Annotated in this window: 14 protein-coding genes; 3 read left to right on the top strand and 11 right to left on the bottom strand. The window is 65.5% G+C overall.

The genetic code is table 11. The features are described from left to right. Window positions 1-29 precede the first annotated feature (29 nt). The 5 genes from fadD6 to B4393_RS01635 form a co-directional block, all read right to left on the bottom strand. Window positions 30-1820, bottom strand: coding sequence for a long-chain-acyl-CoA synthetase FadD6 (gene fadD6, locus B4393_RS01655; RefSeq protein WP_078332656.1), 1791 nt, complete (start codon window positions 1818-1820; stop codon window positions 30-32). Window positions 1821-1953: 133 nt separating this feature from the next. Further along, window positions 1954-2520, bottom strand: coding sequence for an LOG family protein (locus B4393_RS01650; RefSeq protein ID WP_109558365.1), 567 nt, complete (start codon window positions 2518-2520; stop codon window positions 1954-1956). Between the two features lie 5 nt (window positions 2521-2525). Continuing rightward, a complete protein-coding gene (locus tag B4393_RS01645; protein ID WP_070935983.1) occupies window positions 2526-3278 on the bottom strand; it encodes an LOG family protein in 753 nt (250 codons plus the stop codon). Window positions 3279-3305: 27 nt separating this feature from the next. Next, window positions 3306-4253 (bottom strand): TIGR03564 family F420-dependent LLM class oxidoreductase, encoded by a 948-nt coding sequence (locus tag B4393_RS01640; RefSeq protein WP_078332654.1) that lies wholly within the window; start codon window positions 4251-4253, stop codon window positions 3306-3308. A gap of 29 nt (window positions 4254-4282) precedes the next feature. Then, on the bottom strand, window positions 4283-5482 hold the full coding sequence (locus tag B4393_RS01635) for an MFS transporter (RefSeq protein ID WP_078332653.1): 1200 nt from the start codon (window positions 5480-5482) through the stop codon (window positions 4283-4285). A 55-nt stretch (window positions 5483-5537) separates the two neighbouring features. Here B4393_RS01635 and B4393_RS01630 point away from each other — a divergent pair, with 55 nt between their 5' ends. Continuing rightward, entirely contained in the window at window positions 5538-6278 is a 741-nt protein-coding gene (locus B4393_RS01630) for an AraC family transcriptional regulator (RefSeq protein ID WP_078332652.1), read from the top strand. Here the strand turns inward: B4393_RS01630 and dapE are convergent. Then, entirely contained in the window at window positions 6268-7344 is a 1077-nt protein-coding gene (dapE, locus tag B4393_RS01625; RefSeq protein ID WP_078332651.1) for a succinyl-diaminopimelate desuccinylase, read from the bottom strand. The genes B4393_RS01630 and dapE overlap by 11 nt on opposite strands. A 23-nt stretch (window positions 7345-7367) precedes the next feature. On the opposite strand from dapE, the gene dapD reads away from it, so the two are divergent. Further along, entirely contained in the window at window positions 7368-8315 is a 948-nt protein-coding gene (dapD, locus tag B4393_RS01620) for a 2,3,4,5-tetrahydropyridine-2,6-dicarboxylate N-succinyltransferase (protein ID WP_078332982.1), read from the top strand. A 7-nt stretch (window positions 8316-8322) separates the two neighbouring features. Beyond that, window positions 8323-9288: an SGNH/GDSL hydrolase family protein gene (locus B4393_RS01615; protein ID WP_078332650.1), complete on the top strand. Its 966-nt coding sequence runs from the start codon at window positions 8323-8325 to the stop codon at window positions 9286-9288. Between the two features lie 11 nt (window positions 9289-9299). Here the strand turns inward: B4393_RS01615 and B4393_RS01610 are convergent, their stop codons facing one another. The 5 genes from B4393_RS01610 to B4393_RS01590 all read right to left on the bottom strand — a co-directional run bounded on the left by B4393_RS01610 (window position 9300) and on the right by B4393_RS01590 (window position 15988). Then, the gene (locus B4393_RS01610) at window positions 9300-9860 is read right to left on the bottom strand and encodes a DinB family protein (protein ID WP_078332649.1); all 561 of its coding nucleotides are present in this window, start codon (window positions 9858-9860) and stop codon (window positions 9300-9302) included. Then, complete coding sequence (locus B4393_RS01605; protein WP_078332648.1) at window positions 9857-11248, bottom strand: acyl-CoA synthetase; 1392 nt, start codon at window positions 11246-11248, stop codon at window positions 9857-9859. Before B4393_RS01605 ends, B4393_RS01610 begins: the two co-directional genes overlap by 4 nt. A gap of 15 nt (window positions 11249-11263) precedes the next feature. Next, window positions 11264-12229, bottom strand: coding sequence for a proline dehydrogenase family protein (locus tag B4393_RS01600; protein ID WP_078332647.1), 966 nt, complete (start codon window positions 12227-12229; stop codon window positions 11264-11266). Further along, complete coding sequence (gene pruA / locus B4393_RS01595) at window positions 12222-13889, bottom strand: L-glutamate gamma-semialdehyde dehydrogenase (protein ID WP_078332646.1); 1668 nt, start codon at window positions 13887-13889, stop codon at window positions 12222-12224. Before pruA ends, B4393_RS01600 begins: the two co-directional genes overlap by 8 nt. Before the next feature lie 131 nt (window positions 13890-14020). Then, complete coding sequence (locus B4393_RS01590; RefSeq protein ID WP_078332645.1) at window positions 14021-15988, bottom strand: ArnT family glycosyltransferase; 1968 nt, start codon at window positions 15986-15988, stop codon at window positions 14021-14023. Window positions 15989-16013 lie beyond the last annotated feature (25 nt).

The raw sequence follows: 16013 nt of genomic DNA, 5'->3' as shown, positions 1-16013 counted from the left end.
GCGACCCGGTCGCACCGGGTCACGACGCGCTAGCCCTTGGGCCGCTGTCCGCCGGCCACTTCCTCCGGGTACTCGGGATAGAACGGGACGTATCCCTCCGCGCGACCGGCCAGGACGTACAGCGGATCGGTGACAGTTTCGCCGTAGGCCTGCTCACGCAGTTCCACCTTGCGGCTCTTGAAGGTGGTGGTGTGCTCCAGGCTGTCCACAATCCGAATGAACAGCGGCAGCGCATAGGCGGGAAGATACTGATAAACGGTGTCGCTCAGCGCCTTTGGATCAAGCTCGACGCCATCGTGCAATTTGATGGCAGCCATTCCCGCGCGGCCGTCGGTGCCCGACACCTGCACGCCGAACACGGTCGACTCCTCCACCGCATCGTTGTTGTCGATCGCCGCCTCCACCTCGGTGGTGGCGACGTTCTCGCCCTTCCACCGGAAGGTGTCGCCCAGCCGGTCGCCGAACGCCGCGTGACCCCAGCCCAGGTTGCGCATCAAATCGCCTGTGTTGAACCAGGTGTCGCCCTTCTTGAAGGCGTCGCGCACCAGCTTCTTCTCCGAGGCGGTCGGGTCGGTGTACCCGTCGAACGGGGACATGCTGGTGACCTTGCTCAGGAGCAGCCCGGCCTCGCCGGCTCCGACCTTGGTCAAGAGCCCCTTCGAATTACGAACCGGCTCCCCTGTCTCAATGTCGTACTTGACGTAGGCAAGCGGGTACGGGCAGAGCCCCACGGTGCGGTCGATGTTGAGCGCGTTGACGAATGCGGTGTTCGACTCACTGGCCGAGTAAAACTCGCACACTCGCTTGATACCGAATCGCTTGGTGAACTCACCCCACAGCTCGGCCCGCAAGCCGTTGCCGATGATCACGCGCACCTTGTGCTGCCGGTCGGTGGGCTTGGGCGGCTGGTTCAGCAGGTAACGGCACAGCTCGCCGATGTAGATGAAAGCCGTTGCGCGGCTGGCAATGACCTCATCCCAGAACCGCGACACCGAGAACGACCGGCCAATGGCCAGGGTGGCCCCGGCATTGATCGTCGTCGACACCGCGAGGGTCAGCGCGTTGTTGTGATACAGCGGAAGGCAGCTGTACAGCACGTCATTGGACCGCAGGCGCAAGGCCAGGCTCCCGATGCCGTACATGCCGCGCAGCCAGCGGTAGTGCGTCATCACGCTGGCCTTCGGCAACCCGGTGGTTCCGGAGGTGAAGATGTAGAACGCACGGTCCTTGGCCAACACGGCCTCGGTGGCGCTGGGATTGGTGGTGGGCGCCAATACCGACATCCGGTCGAGTTCCTCGGTGGTCAGCTGCGAGACCACGTTGACGCCGGATTCGCCGATGGCTTCCTCGAACTCCGCATCGGTGACCAGCATCTTGGAGTCGAGCAGACCGATGCTGTGGGCCAGCACATGCCCGCGCTGGTTGTAGTTGAGCATGCCCGCGATGGCACCGAGCTTGACGGTCGCCAGCATCAGCAGCACGGTCTGCGGCGAGTTGCGCAACATGATGCCGACCACGTCACCACGGCCCACACCGTGCGAGGCCAGGGTTGCCGCGTACCGGTTGGCGGTGGCGTTGGCCTGCGCGTAGGTGATGTCGTTGCCTTCGAAGCGCAGGAAAACGTTGTCGGCGTACTTGGCGGCGCGCTCGGCGAACAGGGCGCCGATCGAGAGGCGGCCATTGGGGTTCGCCTTGATGCCGCCCAGAACGCCGCCCGCCATGATCGGCAAATCCAGCGCCAGCGAGGGAAGCTGTGCGAGCACCTCGGTCAGCCGGACCCGGTTTCGGGCGGTGGACGGAATGGTGCTGCTTGCGGACATCTGGTTCTCCCTGTTGTCGGTCTTCCCGCTAGCGGGTCATCCTCGTGTGGGTCTTCCCGCAAGCGGGTCATCCACGTTCTTACCGCCCAGTAGGCAATGGCTCACCGCATTGTTGACGAACGGTAGGGCCCCGTCAATCCGTTGGTCGGCATGCATCGAGAGCAGCAGCGATATCGGTGTGCACCAGCAGCCGATCCCGGGCAGGGGCCGCCACATAGCCGTTGTCCTGCAATTCGTCGAGCCAGCGCAGCAGTCCGGTGTAGTGACCGTCGGGGTCCAGCAGCACCACCGGCTTCTGGTGTAATCCCAGGTAACCGGCCGTCCAGGTTTCGAAGACCTCTTCGAGGGTGCCTATCCCGCCGGGCAGCGTGATGAAGGCGTCGGACCGATCCTCCATGATCTGCTTACGTTCGCGCATCGTGGTGGTGACGATCAGCTCGTCGGCGTCGGTATCGGCCACCTCGCGGTGCACGAGCGTCTTGGGAATGACGCCGATGGTGCGCCCGCCGGCAGCACGCGCGGCATGGGCTATCGCCCCCATGGCCGACACATTGCCTCCCCCGGATACCAAGGTCCATCCGCGTTCGGCGATGGCGGTACCCAGGCGAGTCGCCAGGTCCAAGAGCTCGGGGTGACGCGGGCCGGAGGCGCAGTACACACAGACGGACAGGGGCTGATGCTCTTCGCGCACGCTGCTCATCGCGGTCATCGGTGGTTCCCATTCCCGTTGACGGCCGACGCAAGGATGATCTCGACAGCCTCCTGGACGCTGTCGGTCACCGAGAGCAGCGCGATGTCCTGCTCACCGATCTTTCCGGCAGGCAGCATCGTGCCGCGGATCCACTCGAGAAGACCCGACCAGTACTCGGTGCCAAGCAGGATGATCGGGAACCGCGTCACCTTGCGGGTCTGCACCAGGGTGAGCGCCTCAAAGAGTTCGTCCAGGGTGCCGAATCCACCGGGCAGACACACGAAGGCCTGCGCGTACTTCACGAACATCGTCTTGCGAACGAAGAAATAGCGGAAGTTGATGCCCAGGTCTACCCATTCGTTGAGGCCCTGCTCGAACGGCAGCTCGATGCCCAGGCCCACCGAGTAGCCACCCGATTCGCTGGCGCCGCGGTTGGCGGCCTCCATGGCGCCCGGTCCGCCCCCGGTGATGACGGCATAGCCGGCCTTCACCAGGGCGGTACCCAGGTCTCGACCCAATTGATATTCAGGGGAATCCGGCTTTGTCCTGGCAGAACCGAAAACCGTTACGGCCTCGGGGGTTTGCGCCAGCGCGTCGAAACCTTCCACAAACTCACTCTGGATGCGCAACACTCGCCATTGGTCTGTGTGTGTCCACGCGCCTGATTCGTGGCTGTCCAGCAGACGTTGATCGGCGGTGGTCTTCTCACATCGGTCACGGCGCAGCCGAACCGGTCCATGCAGTTGGGTTAGTGGTTGATCGGGCACGTAGCCAGCCTAGGGGCCGCCGGCAACTCAATTCCCGCGGGACAGCTCCCCCAGCAGTGCCAGCGTGCGGGCCTCGTCCTGCGGCCCGCCCAGCTCGGTATGGCTGGCGAAGACTTCGGTGGCCCCGGCGTCGAAATAGCGCTGCAGCTCCGTGGCGACGTGCAGCTCATCGCCGATGATCGCCAGTTCTCCGGTGTGCTGAACACCTTCGGCGTCAAGCACTTTCCGGTATGACGGGATGTTCTCGTAGAAAGCCATGTCCTCGATGGCCAATGCCCGCACCCGTTCGGGTTCGGAGGTGACGACGACAGCCACGCCGGCAATGACACGGGGGAGCGGCCGTCCGGCGCGCTCGGCAGCGGTGTTGATGACGGGGACGATCTCCCGGCTGAGCGCGCGCGGTCCGGCATGCAGCGGAATCGTGCCGTCGGCCAGCTCGCCGGTGGCGCGCAGCGCCTGCGGCGCCATGGCTGCCACCAACACGGGGATGTTCTCGCCGCCGGGCTGCGAGGTGGTGAATTCAGGTGCGACGGTGAGAGTCTCACCATGAAAGTCCGCGGTTCCGGTGTCCAGCAGTTGCCGCAGGGTGGTGAGGTACTCGCGCAGACGACGTATCGGTTTGTCCACGTGGAGTCCATAGCTCGGGCCCTCGATCACCGGGGCGCCGAGCCCCAAGCCCAGCTGGAACCTGCCATGGGTGGCGGCCTGTGCGGTCTGTGCGGCCGCCGACACCTCGATGGGATGGCGCGGATTGATGGGGATGACCGAAACGCCCACGGTGCGGAGTTTTTCCGGGGATATCGCTTGTCCCACCACCGCAGCCATGGTGATCGCGTCGTAGTGATACATCTGCCCGAGCCACAACGTGCCAATCCCGGCGTCGGTGACCCGGCGGCCGTGCGCGATGAAGACATCGACGAGGTTGGTGTCACCCTGCACGCTGAGGGGTCGGCCGATGGCCACTCCGAGTTTCACCTCTCGGCCAACCCCCTGCGTTTGAGCCGCTATTCCCGCTCGGGTCGCGGCAGCAGGTAGGCCAGCGCAATCGCCAGAATCGGCACGACGCACAGCGTGGTCAGCACCGCCTGCGGTCCGTGGTGGTCTGCCAGGACGCCCAGTAACGGCACGAAGAATCCGCCGACGCTGACGGCCAGACCCAGCGTCACCCCGGCGGCCGTGCCCGGACGCGTCGGCAGATAGTCCTGGCCGAGTTTGACCAGCACCGCGAACGGGATGTTGACGGCGACACCGACGACGGCGGCCAGGGCCAGTGCGATCCACGGCTGCGGGCAGAGCCGCAGCGCGACGAACGCGGGAATCGCGGCGATGCTGCCGACCCGGATGGTGGCGATCACGCCGATCCGGTCGCTGATCCGGCCACCGAGCAGCGTCCCGATCACGCCGCCGCCCAAGAACATCGCTAACCCAAGGCCACCGATGGCTGCCGGAACACCCAGATGATTGATCAGGTACAGTGCGATGAAGGTGTTCATGCCGAAGTAGATGGCCGAGCGCACCACCTCGACAGCAACCAGGACCGAGAACGGCCCCCAGCGGTCGCTCCCGGCCAGCCGCCGCGGCACCGAGGTCGCCGAACCCTGCCGCAGCTGATAGCGCCACAGCACGAATCCCATGACGACGGCGGGCGGAATGAACCAGGCTGTCGCGCCCAGTCCCGAGGACACCAGCGCGGGTGTCACCAACGCCGGCGCCAGGAAGAAGCCGACGCTGCCTCCGGCGGCGAACAAGCTCATCGCGGTCGCGCTATCCCCCGCGTCGCGTCGGGCATCGCGGCCGGCGGCGGGATGGAAGGCCGCCACGCCCAGACCGGAGATGAGCAGCATGGTCCAGACCAGCCAATAGCCGGGCACCAACCCCGCCAGGCCCGCACCGATTCCGGCCGCGGCCAGGCCCGCGGGAGCCATCCCCAGCAGCCGCCATCGATCCGCGATGAGACCGAGCAGTGGTTGGGGCAACGCGCTTCCCAGCGTCGCGGCGAGCGCCAGACCCGACGCTGCCGCGTAGCTGTAGTGGCGCTCCAGCACGAAGAATGGGATGGCTGCGGGCACCAAGCCCTGGTAGAAGTCGTCGACGGCATGCGCGATTACCCAGTACCGCATGCGATTCCACGCCGAAATGGGGGCGGGCGCGGAGGGCGTCGCGGGATGGGCGGTCAGCTGTTCGTCATTCGCCAAATCGGTCACGAGGGACGACGCTATGGATTCCCCAACATGCAAGCCTCCGATAAAATGCCATCTTGTGTTGATTAACCGCCAGATCACCGGAGTGATGTCGGTGGCCGGCGGGCACCGCATCGAGCATCACTGGCACGAGGAACACCAAATCGTGTATCCGGCCAGCGGCGTGCTCGCGGTCACCACCGATGACGGAACCTGGATCGCCCCGCCGAACCGGGCGCTATGGATACCGGCGGGGGCCGGGCATCAACATCGCTTCTATGGCCCCACCGAGTTTCATTCCGTGGGCTTCGATCCCGAGATGTACCGCGTGGAGCTGGCGAACCCGACAGTCATCGCGGTATCGCCGCTGTTGCGCGAGCTGATCATCACGTGCTCGGCGCCCGGCGACTTACCCGAGGACGAGGTCGCACGGTTGCGTGTCGTCCTCATCGACCAGCTGCGGCACAGCCCGGAGCAGGCGCTCAAGCTACCCACCGCACACGACGATCGATTGGCGCAGGCCTGCGCGTTGGTGGAGGAAGACCTCACCCAGGTGTGGACGGTGGCCGATCTAGGACGGCGGGTGGGCGCCAGCGAGCGCACGCTGACCAGGTTGTTCCGCACCGATATGGGCATGACGTATCCGCAGTGGCGGACCCAGATCCGTCTTCATCACGCGTTGCGGCTGCTCGCCGAGGATCGGCCGGTGACCTATGTGGCGCACCAGTGCGGTTGGGCCACGCCGAGCGCGTTCATCGACGTGTACCGGCGCACCCTCGGCCAGACGCCGGGGACGTACGCCGCGCCGGTCACACGCTGAGGTACCGGCGGAGTACCTCGGTGACCTCGGTGATCTGCTCGACGGGAACGTGCTCGCCGCGGGTGTGCGCCAAATTGGGGTCACCCGGCCCGTAATTGACCGCGGCGATACCGCGCGCCGCGAATCGGGACACATCGGTCCAGCCGTACTTGGCACGTACCACTCCCCCTGCCGCGCCGACCAATTCGGCGGCGGCGGGCCGATCCAGGCCCGGCAGGGCGCCGGCAGCGGAGTCGGTGAGTTCGATTTCGACATCGAGTCCGCCGACGACCTCGTGGACGTGCGCGAGTGCCTGCTCGGGGCTGCGATCGGGCGCGAACCGGAAGTTGACGGTGACCGCCGCTGCGTCGGGGATGACGTTTCCGGCGACGCCCCCGTCGATCCGTACGGCCGATAGTCCTTCGCGGTACTCGCAGCCGTCGATATCGACGATACGTGCCCGATACGCGGCGAGCCGGTCCAGAACGGCGCCGAGCTTGTGAATGGCGTTGTCCCCCAGCCAGGATCGCGCCGAGTGTGCACGAGTGCCCGCGGCACGGATCACCACGCGCAAGGTGCCCTGACAGCCGGCCTCGATGAGTCCAGCGGTGGGCTCACCCAGGATGGCGAGGTCGGCGTCGAGCCACTCGGGGAGCTCACGTTCGATGCGGCCGAGTCCGTTGGCCGAGGACTCGATCTCCTCGCAGTCGTAGAACACCAGTGTCAGGTCGACGCGGGGTGTCACGGTGGCGGCCAGGTGCAGGAAGACGGCATCACCGGATTTCATGTCGACGGTGCCGCAGCCGAACAGGATGTCGCCGCCCTCCCCGCGTTCCCAACGGCTGGGCACGTTATCGGCGGCGGGCACGGTGTCGAGATGTCCGGCCAGCATCACCCGGGTGCCGTGGCCGTGGTTGGTTCGGGCCAGCACCGCGTTGCCGTTGCGGATGACCTCGAATCCGGTGGTCTGTTCCCGCAGGGCAACCTCGACCACGTCGGCGATCTGGGTCTCATTCCGGGACTCGCTGGGGATGTCTACCAGGGCAGCCGTCAGGGCTATCGGGTCACCAGCGAGTTCGAGCGCCATCGATTCAGGCTAGCGTGTACACCGTGAGCGGAGCAGTAGCACTTGGCCTGGCGACCATCGCGGCAGACGGATCGGTTCTGGATACCTGGTTCCCGGCCCCCGAATTGACCGATACCCCCGGTACCCCAGGTACCGAGCGAATCTTCGAGCCAGAAGCACCCGCAGCGCTGTCCGGGCTGGCCGGCTCGGACCCGGATCGTGGCGTGGAGAAGGTGTTGGTGCGCACCACCATTGGCTCGCTCAGCGACAAACCCGCTGATGCCTATGACGCCTATCTGCGTCTGCACCTGTTGTCGCATCGACTGATCCAGCCGCACGGCGCCAGCACCGACGGGCTGTTCGGCGTGCTGACCAATGTGGTGTGGACAAACTTCGGCCCCTGCGCGGTGGAGGGATTCGAGACGGTACGCGCCAGACTGCGTGGGCGCGGTGTGGTGACGGTTTTTGGCATCGACAAGTTCCCGCGGATGGTCGACTACGTGGTGCCGACGGGTGTGCGTATCGCCGACGCTGACCGGGTACGCCTCGGCGCGCACCTGGCGCCCGGCACCACCGTCATGCACGAGGGCTTCGTCAACTTCAACGCCGGCACGCTGGGCGCCTCCATGGTGGAGGGCCGCATCTCGGCCGGTGTCGTGGTGGGTGACGGCTCCGACATCGGCGGTGGCGCATCGATCATGGGCACCCTGTCCGGCGGTGGCAGCCAGGTCATCTCGGTGGGCCAGCGCTCGCTACTCGGCGCCAACTCGGGTGTGGGCATCAGCCTGGGTGATGACTGCATCGTCGAGGCCGGGCTGTATGTCACGGCGGGCACCAAGGTTGGCACGCCCGACGGCAAGACCATCAAGGCGCTGGAGCTCTCCGGCGCGAACAACCTGCTGTTCCGGCGCAATTCGCAGACCGGCGCGGTTGAGGTGGTCTCGCGTGACGGTGGCGCGTTCGAGCTGAACGCGGCGCTGCACGCCAACTAGTTCCGCAATGTCCTCGTCGCCGGAAGAGACCGACTCGCCTTCGCAAGGCCCGGCACAACGGTCGCGGCTGGCGCGGGGGTTGCTGCTCTCGCTGAAGATCTTTGGCGCGTTCATCGTCGCGGTTCTCATGGTGATGAGCACGGCAACCGCGTTGATCGCGTATCAGGGCAAGCGGGCCCCCACAGGCAATCACGAGTACGTCGCCCTGGGAAGTTCGTTCGGGGCGGGTCCGGGAGTGCCCAACCGTGATCCGACGAGCCCGGTCCTTTGCATCCGGTCTGACAACAACTACGCCCATCAGCTGGCCAGGCTGCGTCACCTCGACCTGACCGATGTCACCTGTTCGGGGGCCACCGCACAGAACGTTCTGCACGGTGGCCAGTACTTTCAGCCACCCCAGCTCGATGCGGTCCGCAGCGACACCACACTTGTCACCATCACCGCGGGCGGAAACGATATCTACTATCTGCCGAACCTCTTCGCCTGGTCCTGCGCGAAAGATCCCGGCGCGTTGTCGTTTTCGTGGCGGCTGAGTGTCTGTGACGTCAGGGCCGACGATGAGGTCGACAGGGCTGTGGCGCAGGTCGGCGCGAGCCTGCAAGAGATCGGCCGCGAGGCGCACAGGCGAGCGCCGAATGCCACTGTCGTCTATGTCGACTACACGACTGTCCTACCCGATGCCGGGTATTGCCCGGACAAAATGCCGATCACCGACGCTCAATTCGACCGCGCACGCGTCTTGGCGAAAACACTTGTCGCCAAGACTGAGGAAGCCGCTCGCGCGACCGGGTCGCTGCTGGTATCCGCTGCCGGTCTCACCCGCGGTCACGATATCTGTTCCAAGGATCCCTGGGTCTACGGCTACACGTTCTCGGCAACCCCACTGAACTACGGACCGATGGCCTACCACCCCACGTTGCGCGCGATGACCGCAATCGCTGCCGGGATCAACAAGGCCCTCAACACGAAATAGGTTCCGGGACATCACTGCCAGGCGTACAAGTCGCGCAGTAGCGCGATCTCCGCGCCATGGTGCAGCAGCTCGCGATTGATGTGCAGCACCAGCGTCAGAAACGGTTTCTCGGCCCAGGGCCCTTCGGCCGGCCCGACCGGAAAAGCCAGCGCGGCATCGTCTTTACTGAGCACGCCGTCCCGCCATGCCGCGTACATGAGGTCAAGGCGCTCCAAGGCATCGGCCGCCGTCACCGGATAGTCGTAGGTCAGGTAATCGACGGGTGGCCCGGCCCGATTATCCGGGAAATGACTGGCGATCCGCGCCCCCAGCACGCCAACCAGGATGTGGCCGAGCCGCCAGGCGATCGTGGTAACGGGCGCGGGTTCGGGTGGCGGAGCCGCGAATTCGATCACGTAGTCGCCCGAGCCTCCCTGCAGCGGCGTGGTCGCGGTGCCGCGCGGCCGCAGACTCCAGCAGCCCCGCACCGGTTCCCAGAAATATTCGTCGTCGGTGAGCCCATCGAGGCGGGGCCGCAGTTGAGATGTCCAGTGCCAATTGATCTGGTCAACGACCTCCTCGGTCACGTTCACCTGATCAACTCCTTTTTGAGAACCTTGCCCATGGCGTTCCGGGGTAGCGCATCGACCCGGCGCACCTCACGGGGGCGCTTATGCACCGAGAGCTGTTGCGCCACGAAGCCAATGACGTCATCTTCCGTCACGTCGCCGACAACGTAGGCGACAATCCGTTGTCCCAGGTCATCGTCGGGCACGCCGACCACCGCGACTTCCACGATCCCGGGATGCCCCAGCAGCACGGTTTCGATCTCACCGGCACCGATTCGGTAACCGCCGGATTTGATCAGATCAACCGATTCGCGTCCCACGATGCGGTGCATCCCATCGGCGTCGACGACGGCGACGTCACCGGTGCGGTACCACCCGTCATCGGTAAGCACCTCGGCCGTCTTCTCGGGCAGGTTGTGATAGCCGCTGAACAGTGTGGGTCCCTGAACCTGTAGCTGGCCAACGGTTTCCCCGTCGTGGGCGGCCACGGAACCGTCCTCCCCCAGCAGGCGAGTTTGGACACCCGTCAATGGGTGACCAACCCAACCGGCGCGTCGTTCCCCGTCGACGCGCGTGGAAAGCGTGATGACGGTTTCGGTAGCACCGTAGCGCTCGATCGGCGCATGTCCGGTGAGCCGCAACAACTCATCGAAAACCGGCACCGGCAGTGGCGCGCTGCCCGATACCAGCAGCCGCGCGGCTGACAATGCGCGGGCGCAGGATTCGTCGGCCACCATCCGGGACCACACCGTCGGCACGCCGAAATACAGACTGCCCCCCGCCGCCGCATAGGCCTCGGGTGTCGGTTTGACGGTGTGCACAAACCGATTTCCCACGCGCAGTGACCCGAGTACACCGAGAACCAACCCGTGCACATGGAACAACGGAAGTCCATGCACCAGAACGTCGTCGGGCGTCCATGCCCATGCGTCCGCAAGGCCGTCCAGACTGGCGGCCAGCGCGCGCCGGCTCAGCTGCACCCCCTTCGGCGCGCCAGTGGTCCCCGAGGTGTACACGATGAGCGCCGTCGACTCGGGGTTCGGTTCGGAGTACTGATGCCACGACCGTGCGTGCCGGCGCACCGGCACATGCGGCAATCCCTCTGATTCGTCCGGTGATTCGCCCAGCCAGGCCACCGCAGCACTGTCGGCAAGGATGTGGCGGCGTTCCGCCACGCCGACGTCCGCCGGTACCGGCACAATCGGAACACCGGCGATGAGTCCGGCGACCACTGCCAGGACCGTGTCGATGGTTGGCCGGGCGAGTACTGCGATCGGCCCCGGAGCACCGCCGATGCGCTCAGCAGCTGCGGTCGCGGCGCCCACCAGGTCGGCGCGCCCCCAGCTGTCCTCACCGATGCGGACCGCGTCCGCGAGATCTGGCGACTTGGGGTGAAGGGACTTCAGCAGCATGAAGCCAGCCTAAAGCTAGCCTCCCGGGACCAATGCACGAAGGAAGAAGGTCATGTTCGCGGGGCGTTCGGCGATACGTCGCACAAAGTACCCGTACCACTCCTCACCGAACGGCACATACACCCGCATATGGTGGCCCTCGGCGTTCAACCGGCGCTGCTCAGCATCACGAATCCCATAGAGCATCTGGTACTCGTAATCGCCGGGACCCCTGCCGGTCTCGCGTGCCATCAGGGTCGCCGCCTCGATGATGGCGGGATCGTGCGAGGCTACCATCGGGTACCCGTCGCCCTCCATCAACACGCGCAAGCAGCGCAAGTACGCGACGTCCACGTCCTCCGGGTCCCGGTGCGCGACGGACGCGGGTTCGTCATAGGCACCCTTGCATAGCCGAATGCGCGAGCCTTTGCCTGACAGGTCACCGCAGTCGGCGTAGGTGCGTTTCAGATATGCCTGCAGCACGGTGCCCAGCCACGGGAAGTCGGCCCGCAGTTCACGGACGATGCCCAGGGTCGAATCCGTGGTGGTGTGGTCCTCGGCATCGACGGTGACCCACACTCCGGCTTGATCCGCCTTGGCACACAACAGTTGCGCATTTTCCAGGGCGATACGCTCCCCATCGCGCGGCAACGCCTGCCCCAGCGCGGACAGCTTGAGCGAGATCTCCAGTGGCCGAACACCGGTATGCACGGTGTCACTGCGCTGGGCCAGCGCATCCAACAGCGACAGGTAGGCCGACACCGTGCGGGTGGCCTGCTCGCTGTCGGTGGTGTCCTCACCGAGGTAGTCAATCGAGATGAACCGCCCCGAATCGAGCAGCACGGTGCTTGCCCCGAGCACATCCTCCTGAGATTCACCGGGGACGAAGCGGCGCACCACCTGCCGGGTCAGTGGCATCCGTTCGGCGGCATGCCGCAACCGAGCCGACCTGCTGGCCGCCAGAATGGCCGGCCTGGCCGTCTTCCCGAACCACTCAGCCATCCTCACGCTCCCCCGCTACCCGTCTTCCCGCACCCGGATCATCCATATGCGGATATCGGTGTTCCGTTGGAGCGTCGAAGGTTTCCTTGATGGACCGGGGCAACAGCCAGCGCTGCAGATTCAGTGGCGATCCGGCCTTATCGTCGGTGCCCGATGCCCGGCCCCCGCCGAAGGGCTGCTGGCCGACAACGGCGCCCGTGGGCTTGTCATTGATATAGAAGTTTCCCGCCGCGTAACGAAGCCGGTCACTGGCCGTCTGTACCGCCTGACGATCATCGGCGATAACCGCACCGGTCAGTCCGTACCGCGAACCGGTGTCGACGACATCGAGGATGCGCTGGTAGTCGTCGTCGGGATAGACGTGCACCGCCAGGATCGGACCGAAGTATTCGGTGGAGAATGCCTCATCCGTCGGATCATCCGAGAGCAGCACGGTGGGGCGGACGAAATACCCTTGACTGTCGTCGTATTCACCGCCCGCGGCGATCGTCACCCCAGCACTCTTGGCGCGATCGATGGCGGCCGCGTTGCGCCTGAACGATTTCTCGTCGATGACGGCGCCGCCGAAGTTCGAGAGGTCGGTGACGTCGCCGTACGTCAGACCCGAGGTGGCATCGAGAAATTCGTCACCCATCCGATCCCACACCGACCGCGCCACGAAGGCACGGGAGGCGGCGGAACACTTCTGCCCCTGATAGTCGAAGGCTCCGCGAATAAGGGCCGTGCGCAATACATCCGGGCGTGCCGAGGCATGTGCGACGACGAAGTCCTTGCCGCCGGTTTCACCGACCAGCCGCGGGTAGGTGTCGTAGCTGTCAATGTTGGTACCGACCTCACGCCACAGATGCTGGAACGTGCGGGTGGAGCCGGTGAAGTGAATGCCCGCCAGACGCGCATCGGCGAGTGCCACATCGGACACCGCGAGGCCGTCTCCGTTCACCAGGTTGATGACACCGGGCGGTAATCCGGCCGCTTCGAGGAGCTCCAGGGTGAAATGTGCGGCGAAAGCCTGTGTGACGGACGGCTTCCATACCACCGTGTTCCCCAAAAGCGCTGGGGCCGTGGGCAGATTTCCCGCGATCGCCGTGAAGTTGAACGGCGTGATGGCGTAGACGAAGCCCTCCAGCGGGCGGTACTCCATTCTGTTCCACGCCCCACCACCGCTGCTGGGTTGTTCGGCGAGGATATGCCGCGCGAACTGGACATTGAACCGCCAGAAGTCGGCCAGCTCGCAGGCCGAATCGATCTCGGCCTGGTAGGCAGTCTTGGATTGCCCGAGCATGGTGGCGGCATTCAGTGTGGCACGCCACGGGCCGGTCAATAGATCAGCGGCACGCAGGAAGACCGCTGCCCTGTCATCGAAAGGCAGTGCTGCCCAATCATTCTTGGCAGCGATGGCTGCCTCTACCGCGTCCCGGGCCTCGATATGACCCGCGTTGGTGACGGTACCCAGCACGGAGCGGTGGTTATGCGGCTGCACCACCTCGATGCGCTCACCGGCACTCATCCGGCGCACCCCACCGATCACGTGCGGTAGATCAATCGGCGTCGCGGTCAGGTCTGACAGTGCCGTCGCCAATCGATCGCGTTCGGGAGTGTTCGGCGCGTAGGTGAGCACGGGCTCATTGGCGGGAGCCGGCACATTGGTGATGGCATCCATGAACCAAGCATCGTCCTGTTCACCCGGGGGTGTCGAGCATTAGAGGAGATTGCGCGGGAAACACGCAAGGAAACCTCAGGTAACGCCAAAATCCGGCAGGACGTTACGTGTGGTAGCGGACCTATGTATCGCTAGGGATCGATGGGCACGGGCACCGTCAGATCGGCCGGAACCGACGCGGGGCTGGTCAGGTCGAAGACCGCGACACCATGGAATCCACGGGGCGTGAAGGTTCGTTCCACCCATTCGGTGATGGCGGTGGACACTTCCGGCTGACTGTCGCCTTTGGGCGGTGCCGCCAGACGTTCCACGACGAAGAAGTGGATTTGGCGCCGCGCAACATAGTCCTGGAACTGCGCCAAGGCCGGGAAGGGATCCCGACCGGTGAACCCACCGACAGGCATGACGGGGTGCCCTGATGTCAGCTGATAGGGCGCGGCCGTGTTGGACCGTACAGCCGCCGCCATCCAGGTATAGCGGCCCGCGTCGTGTTCGAGATACGCCGTGAGATCCGGATCGGGCGTGCGCTCCTGTGTCCGGTCGTCATCCTGGGGCGCAGCCTTCAGGATCGCGGCCAGCGCCGGTGTCGCCTTGGACTCCTTGTGCTCGCCTGCGTCTTTGGCGGCCTGCTTCATCGCCCGGAAGAAATCGACGTGCGCCGCCGTCGGTCCCGCCAGCGGCAATCCCCCGTGGGTGCCGTGGCCGGTGGTATCGACGCAGAATGCCAGCGGGCCCGCCAGCATGGCCACCGCCGTGGCCACCACACCGGCCTCGCGGTACCGGCCGCTCGCCCAGATCGCCGCCGCCAGAATGGCAACCGCCACAATCACCCATCGCAACCACGGCACGAACCCCGGTTCACGAGCCAACACGACCACTGCCCACACACCGGTCCCGAGTACCAGTGCCGCACAAAGCCATCGTGCCCAGCGTGTCTCACGATGGCGCCACACCACGGCGGCGCCCAGACCTACCTGAGCAGCGATGGCAGGCGCAAGCGCCACCGTGTAGTACGGGCTGAACATGCCGCCCTTGCCGGTCATGAAATCGAAGAGCAGCCAGACGATCAACAGCCAGCCACCGAAGCCGATGACACATGCACGTTCCAGATCGGTCCGCGGCGCCTTGCGCAGCACGACCGCGGCGGTGACGGTGAGTACCAGCGCCGCGGCCAGCAGCCAACTGATCTGGCCTCCGATGATCGAACTGAACATGCGCCCGAAGCCCTGCTGGGAGGCCAGCGGATTGTCCTTCGCGAGCGACGTCATGGGGCTGTTCCCCGCGTGCTTGCCAGTGATCCGATCCAGGCCGTTATAGCCGAATGTCAACTCCAGAAAAGAGTTCGACGGCGAACCACCGATCCATGGTCGCGAAGAGACCGGCCACAGTTCGGCAAGTGCCACCCACCACCCGCCCCCGAGGATCGCCGCCGCGGCGGCGACACCGAGCTGGCGCAGCCGGACCGTCAGAGCAGGTGGGCCACACAGCAGATACGTCGCCCCGAGCGCAGGCACCGCGATCAACGCCTCGAGTTGTTTGGTGAGGAACCCGAGCCCCACACACAGTCCCGAGAACACCAGCCAACGGGTCCGGCCGTCCCGCACCGCCTCCAGTACCGCCCACACGGAGGCGATCATGAGCAGCAGCATCATCGGTTCGGGATTGTTGTACCGGCACATCGACGCGTAGATGGGAACCAGGGCCAGCACGAGGCCCGCGAGGAACGCCGCCGTTGGCCCTGCATTGCGACGGACGGTCCACCACAGCAAGGCCACCCCCGCGACACCGATGAGTGCCTGGGGCACCAGCATCGACCAGGAACTGAAGCCGAACAGCCGGACACTGAGTTCCATCGGCCAGAGAAACAGCGGCGGCTTGTCGACGGTGATCGAATTGGCCGCGTCCGACGAACCGAAGATGAACGCCTTCCACGACACCGACCCTGCCTGCACGGCCGCCGCGTAGAACTCGTTGGCCCAGCCGTTCGCCGACAGATTCCACAGGTAGAGCACTGCTGTGCCAACCAATAAGGCACAGAGTGCGATTCGTTCTCGCGATACGGTCAGAGGGGCAGCTTCGGGCTCGGTGGTCGTCAGCACGCACCGAAGGTACCGAAGCGATGCT

It is taken from the genome of Mycobacteroides franklinii (assembly GCF_002013895.1).
In the GTDB taxonomy this organism is placed as follows: Bacteria; Actinomycetota; Actinomycetes; order Mycobacteriales; family Mycobacteriaceae; genus Mycobacterium; species Mycobacterium franklinii.
The sequence above is the reverse complement of the archived record's forward strand: the minus strand, read 5'-3'. Positions and strand labels throughout refer to the sequence as shown.

Coding starts and splice junctions, on each gene's coding strand:
- fadD6 (WP_078332656.1), bottom strand. CDS start 1,820: ATGTCCGCAAGCAGCACCATTCCGTCCACCGCCCGAAACCGGGTCCGG.
- B4393_RS01650 (WP_109558365.1), bottom strand. CDS start 2,520: ATGAGCAGCGTGCGCGAAGAGCATCAGCCCCTGTCCGTCTGTGTGTAC.
- dapE (WP_078332651.1), bottom strand. CDS start 7,344: ATGGCGCTCGAACTCGCTGGTGACCCGATAGCCCTGACGGCTGCCCTG.
- B4393_RS01615 (WP_078332650.1), top strand. CDS start 8,323: ATGTCCTCGTCGCCGGAAGAGACCGACTCGCCTTCGCAAGGCCCGGCA.
- B4393_RS01605 (WP_078332648.1), bottom strand. CDS start 11,248: ATGCTGCTGAAGTCCCTTCACCCCAAGTCGCCAGATCTCGCGGACGCG.
- B4393_RS01600 (WP_078332647.1), bottom strand. CDS start 12,229: ATGGCTGAGTGGTTCGGGAAGACGGCCAGGCCGGCCATTCTGGCGGCC.
- pruA (WP_078332646.1), bottom strand. CDS start 13,889: ATGGATGCCATCACCAATGTGCCGGCTCCCGCCAATGAGCCCGTGCTC.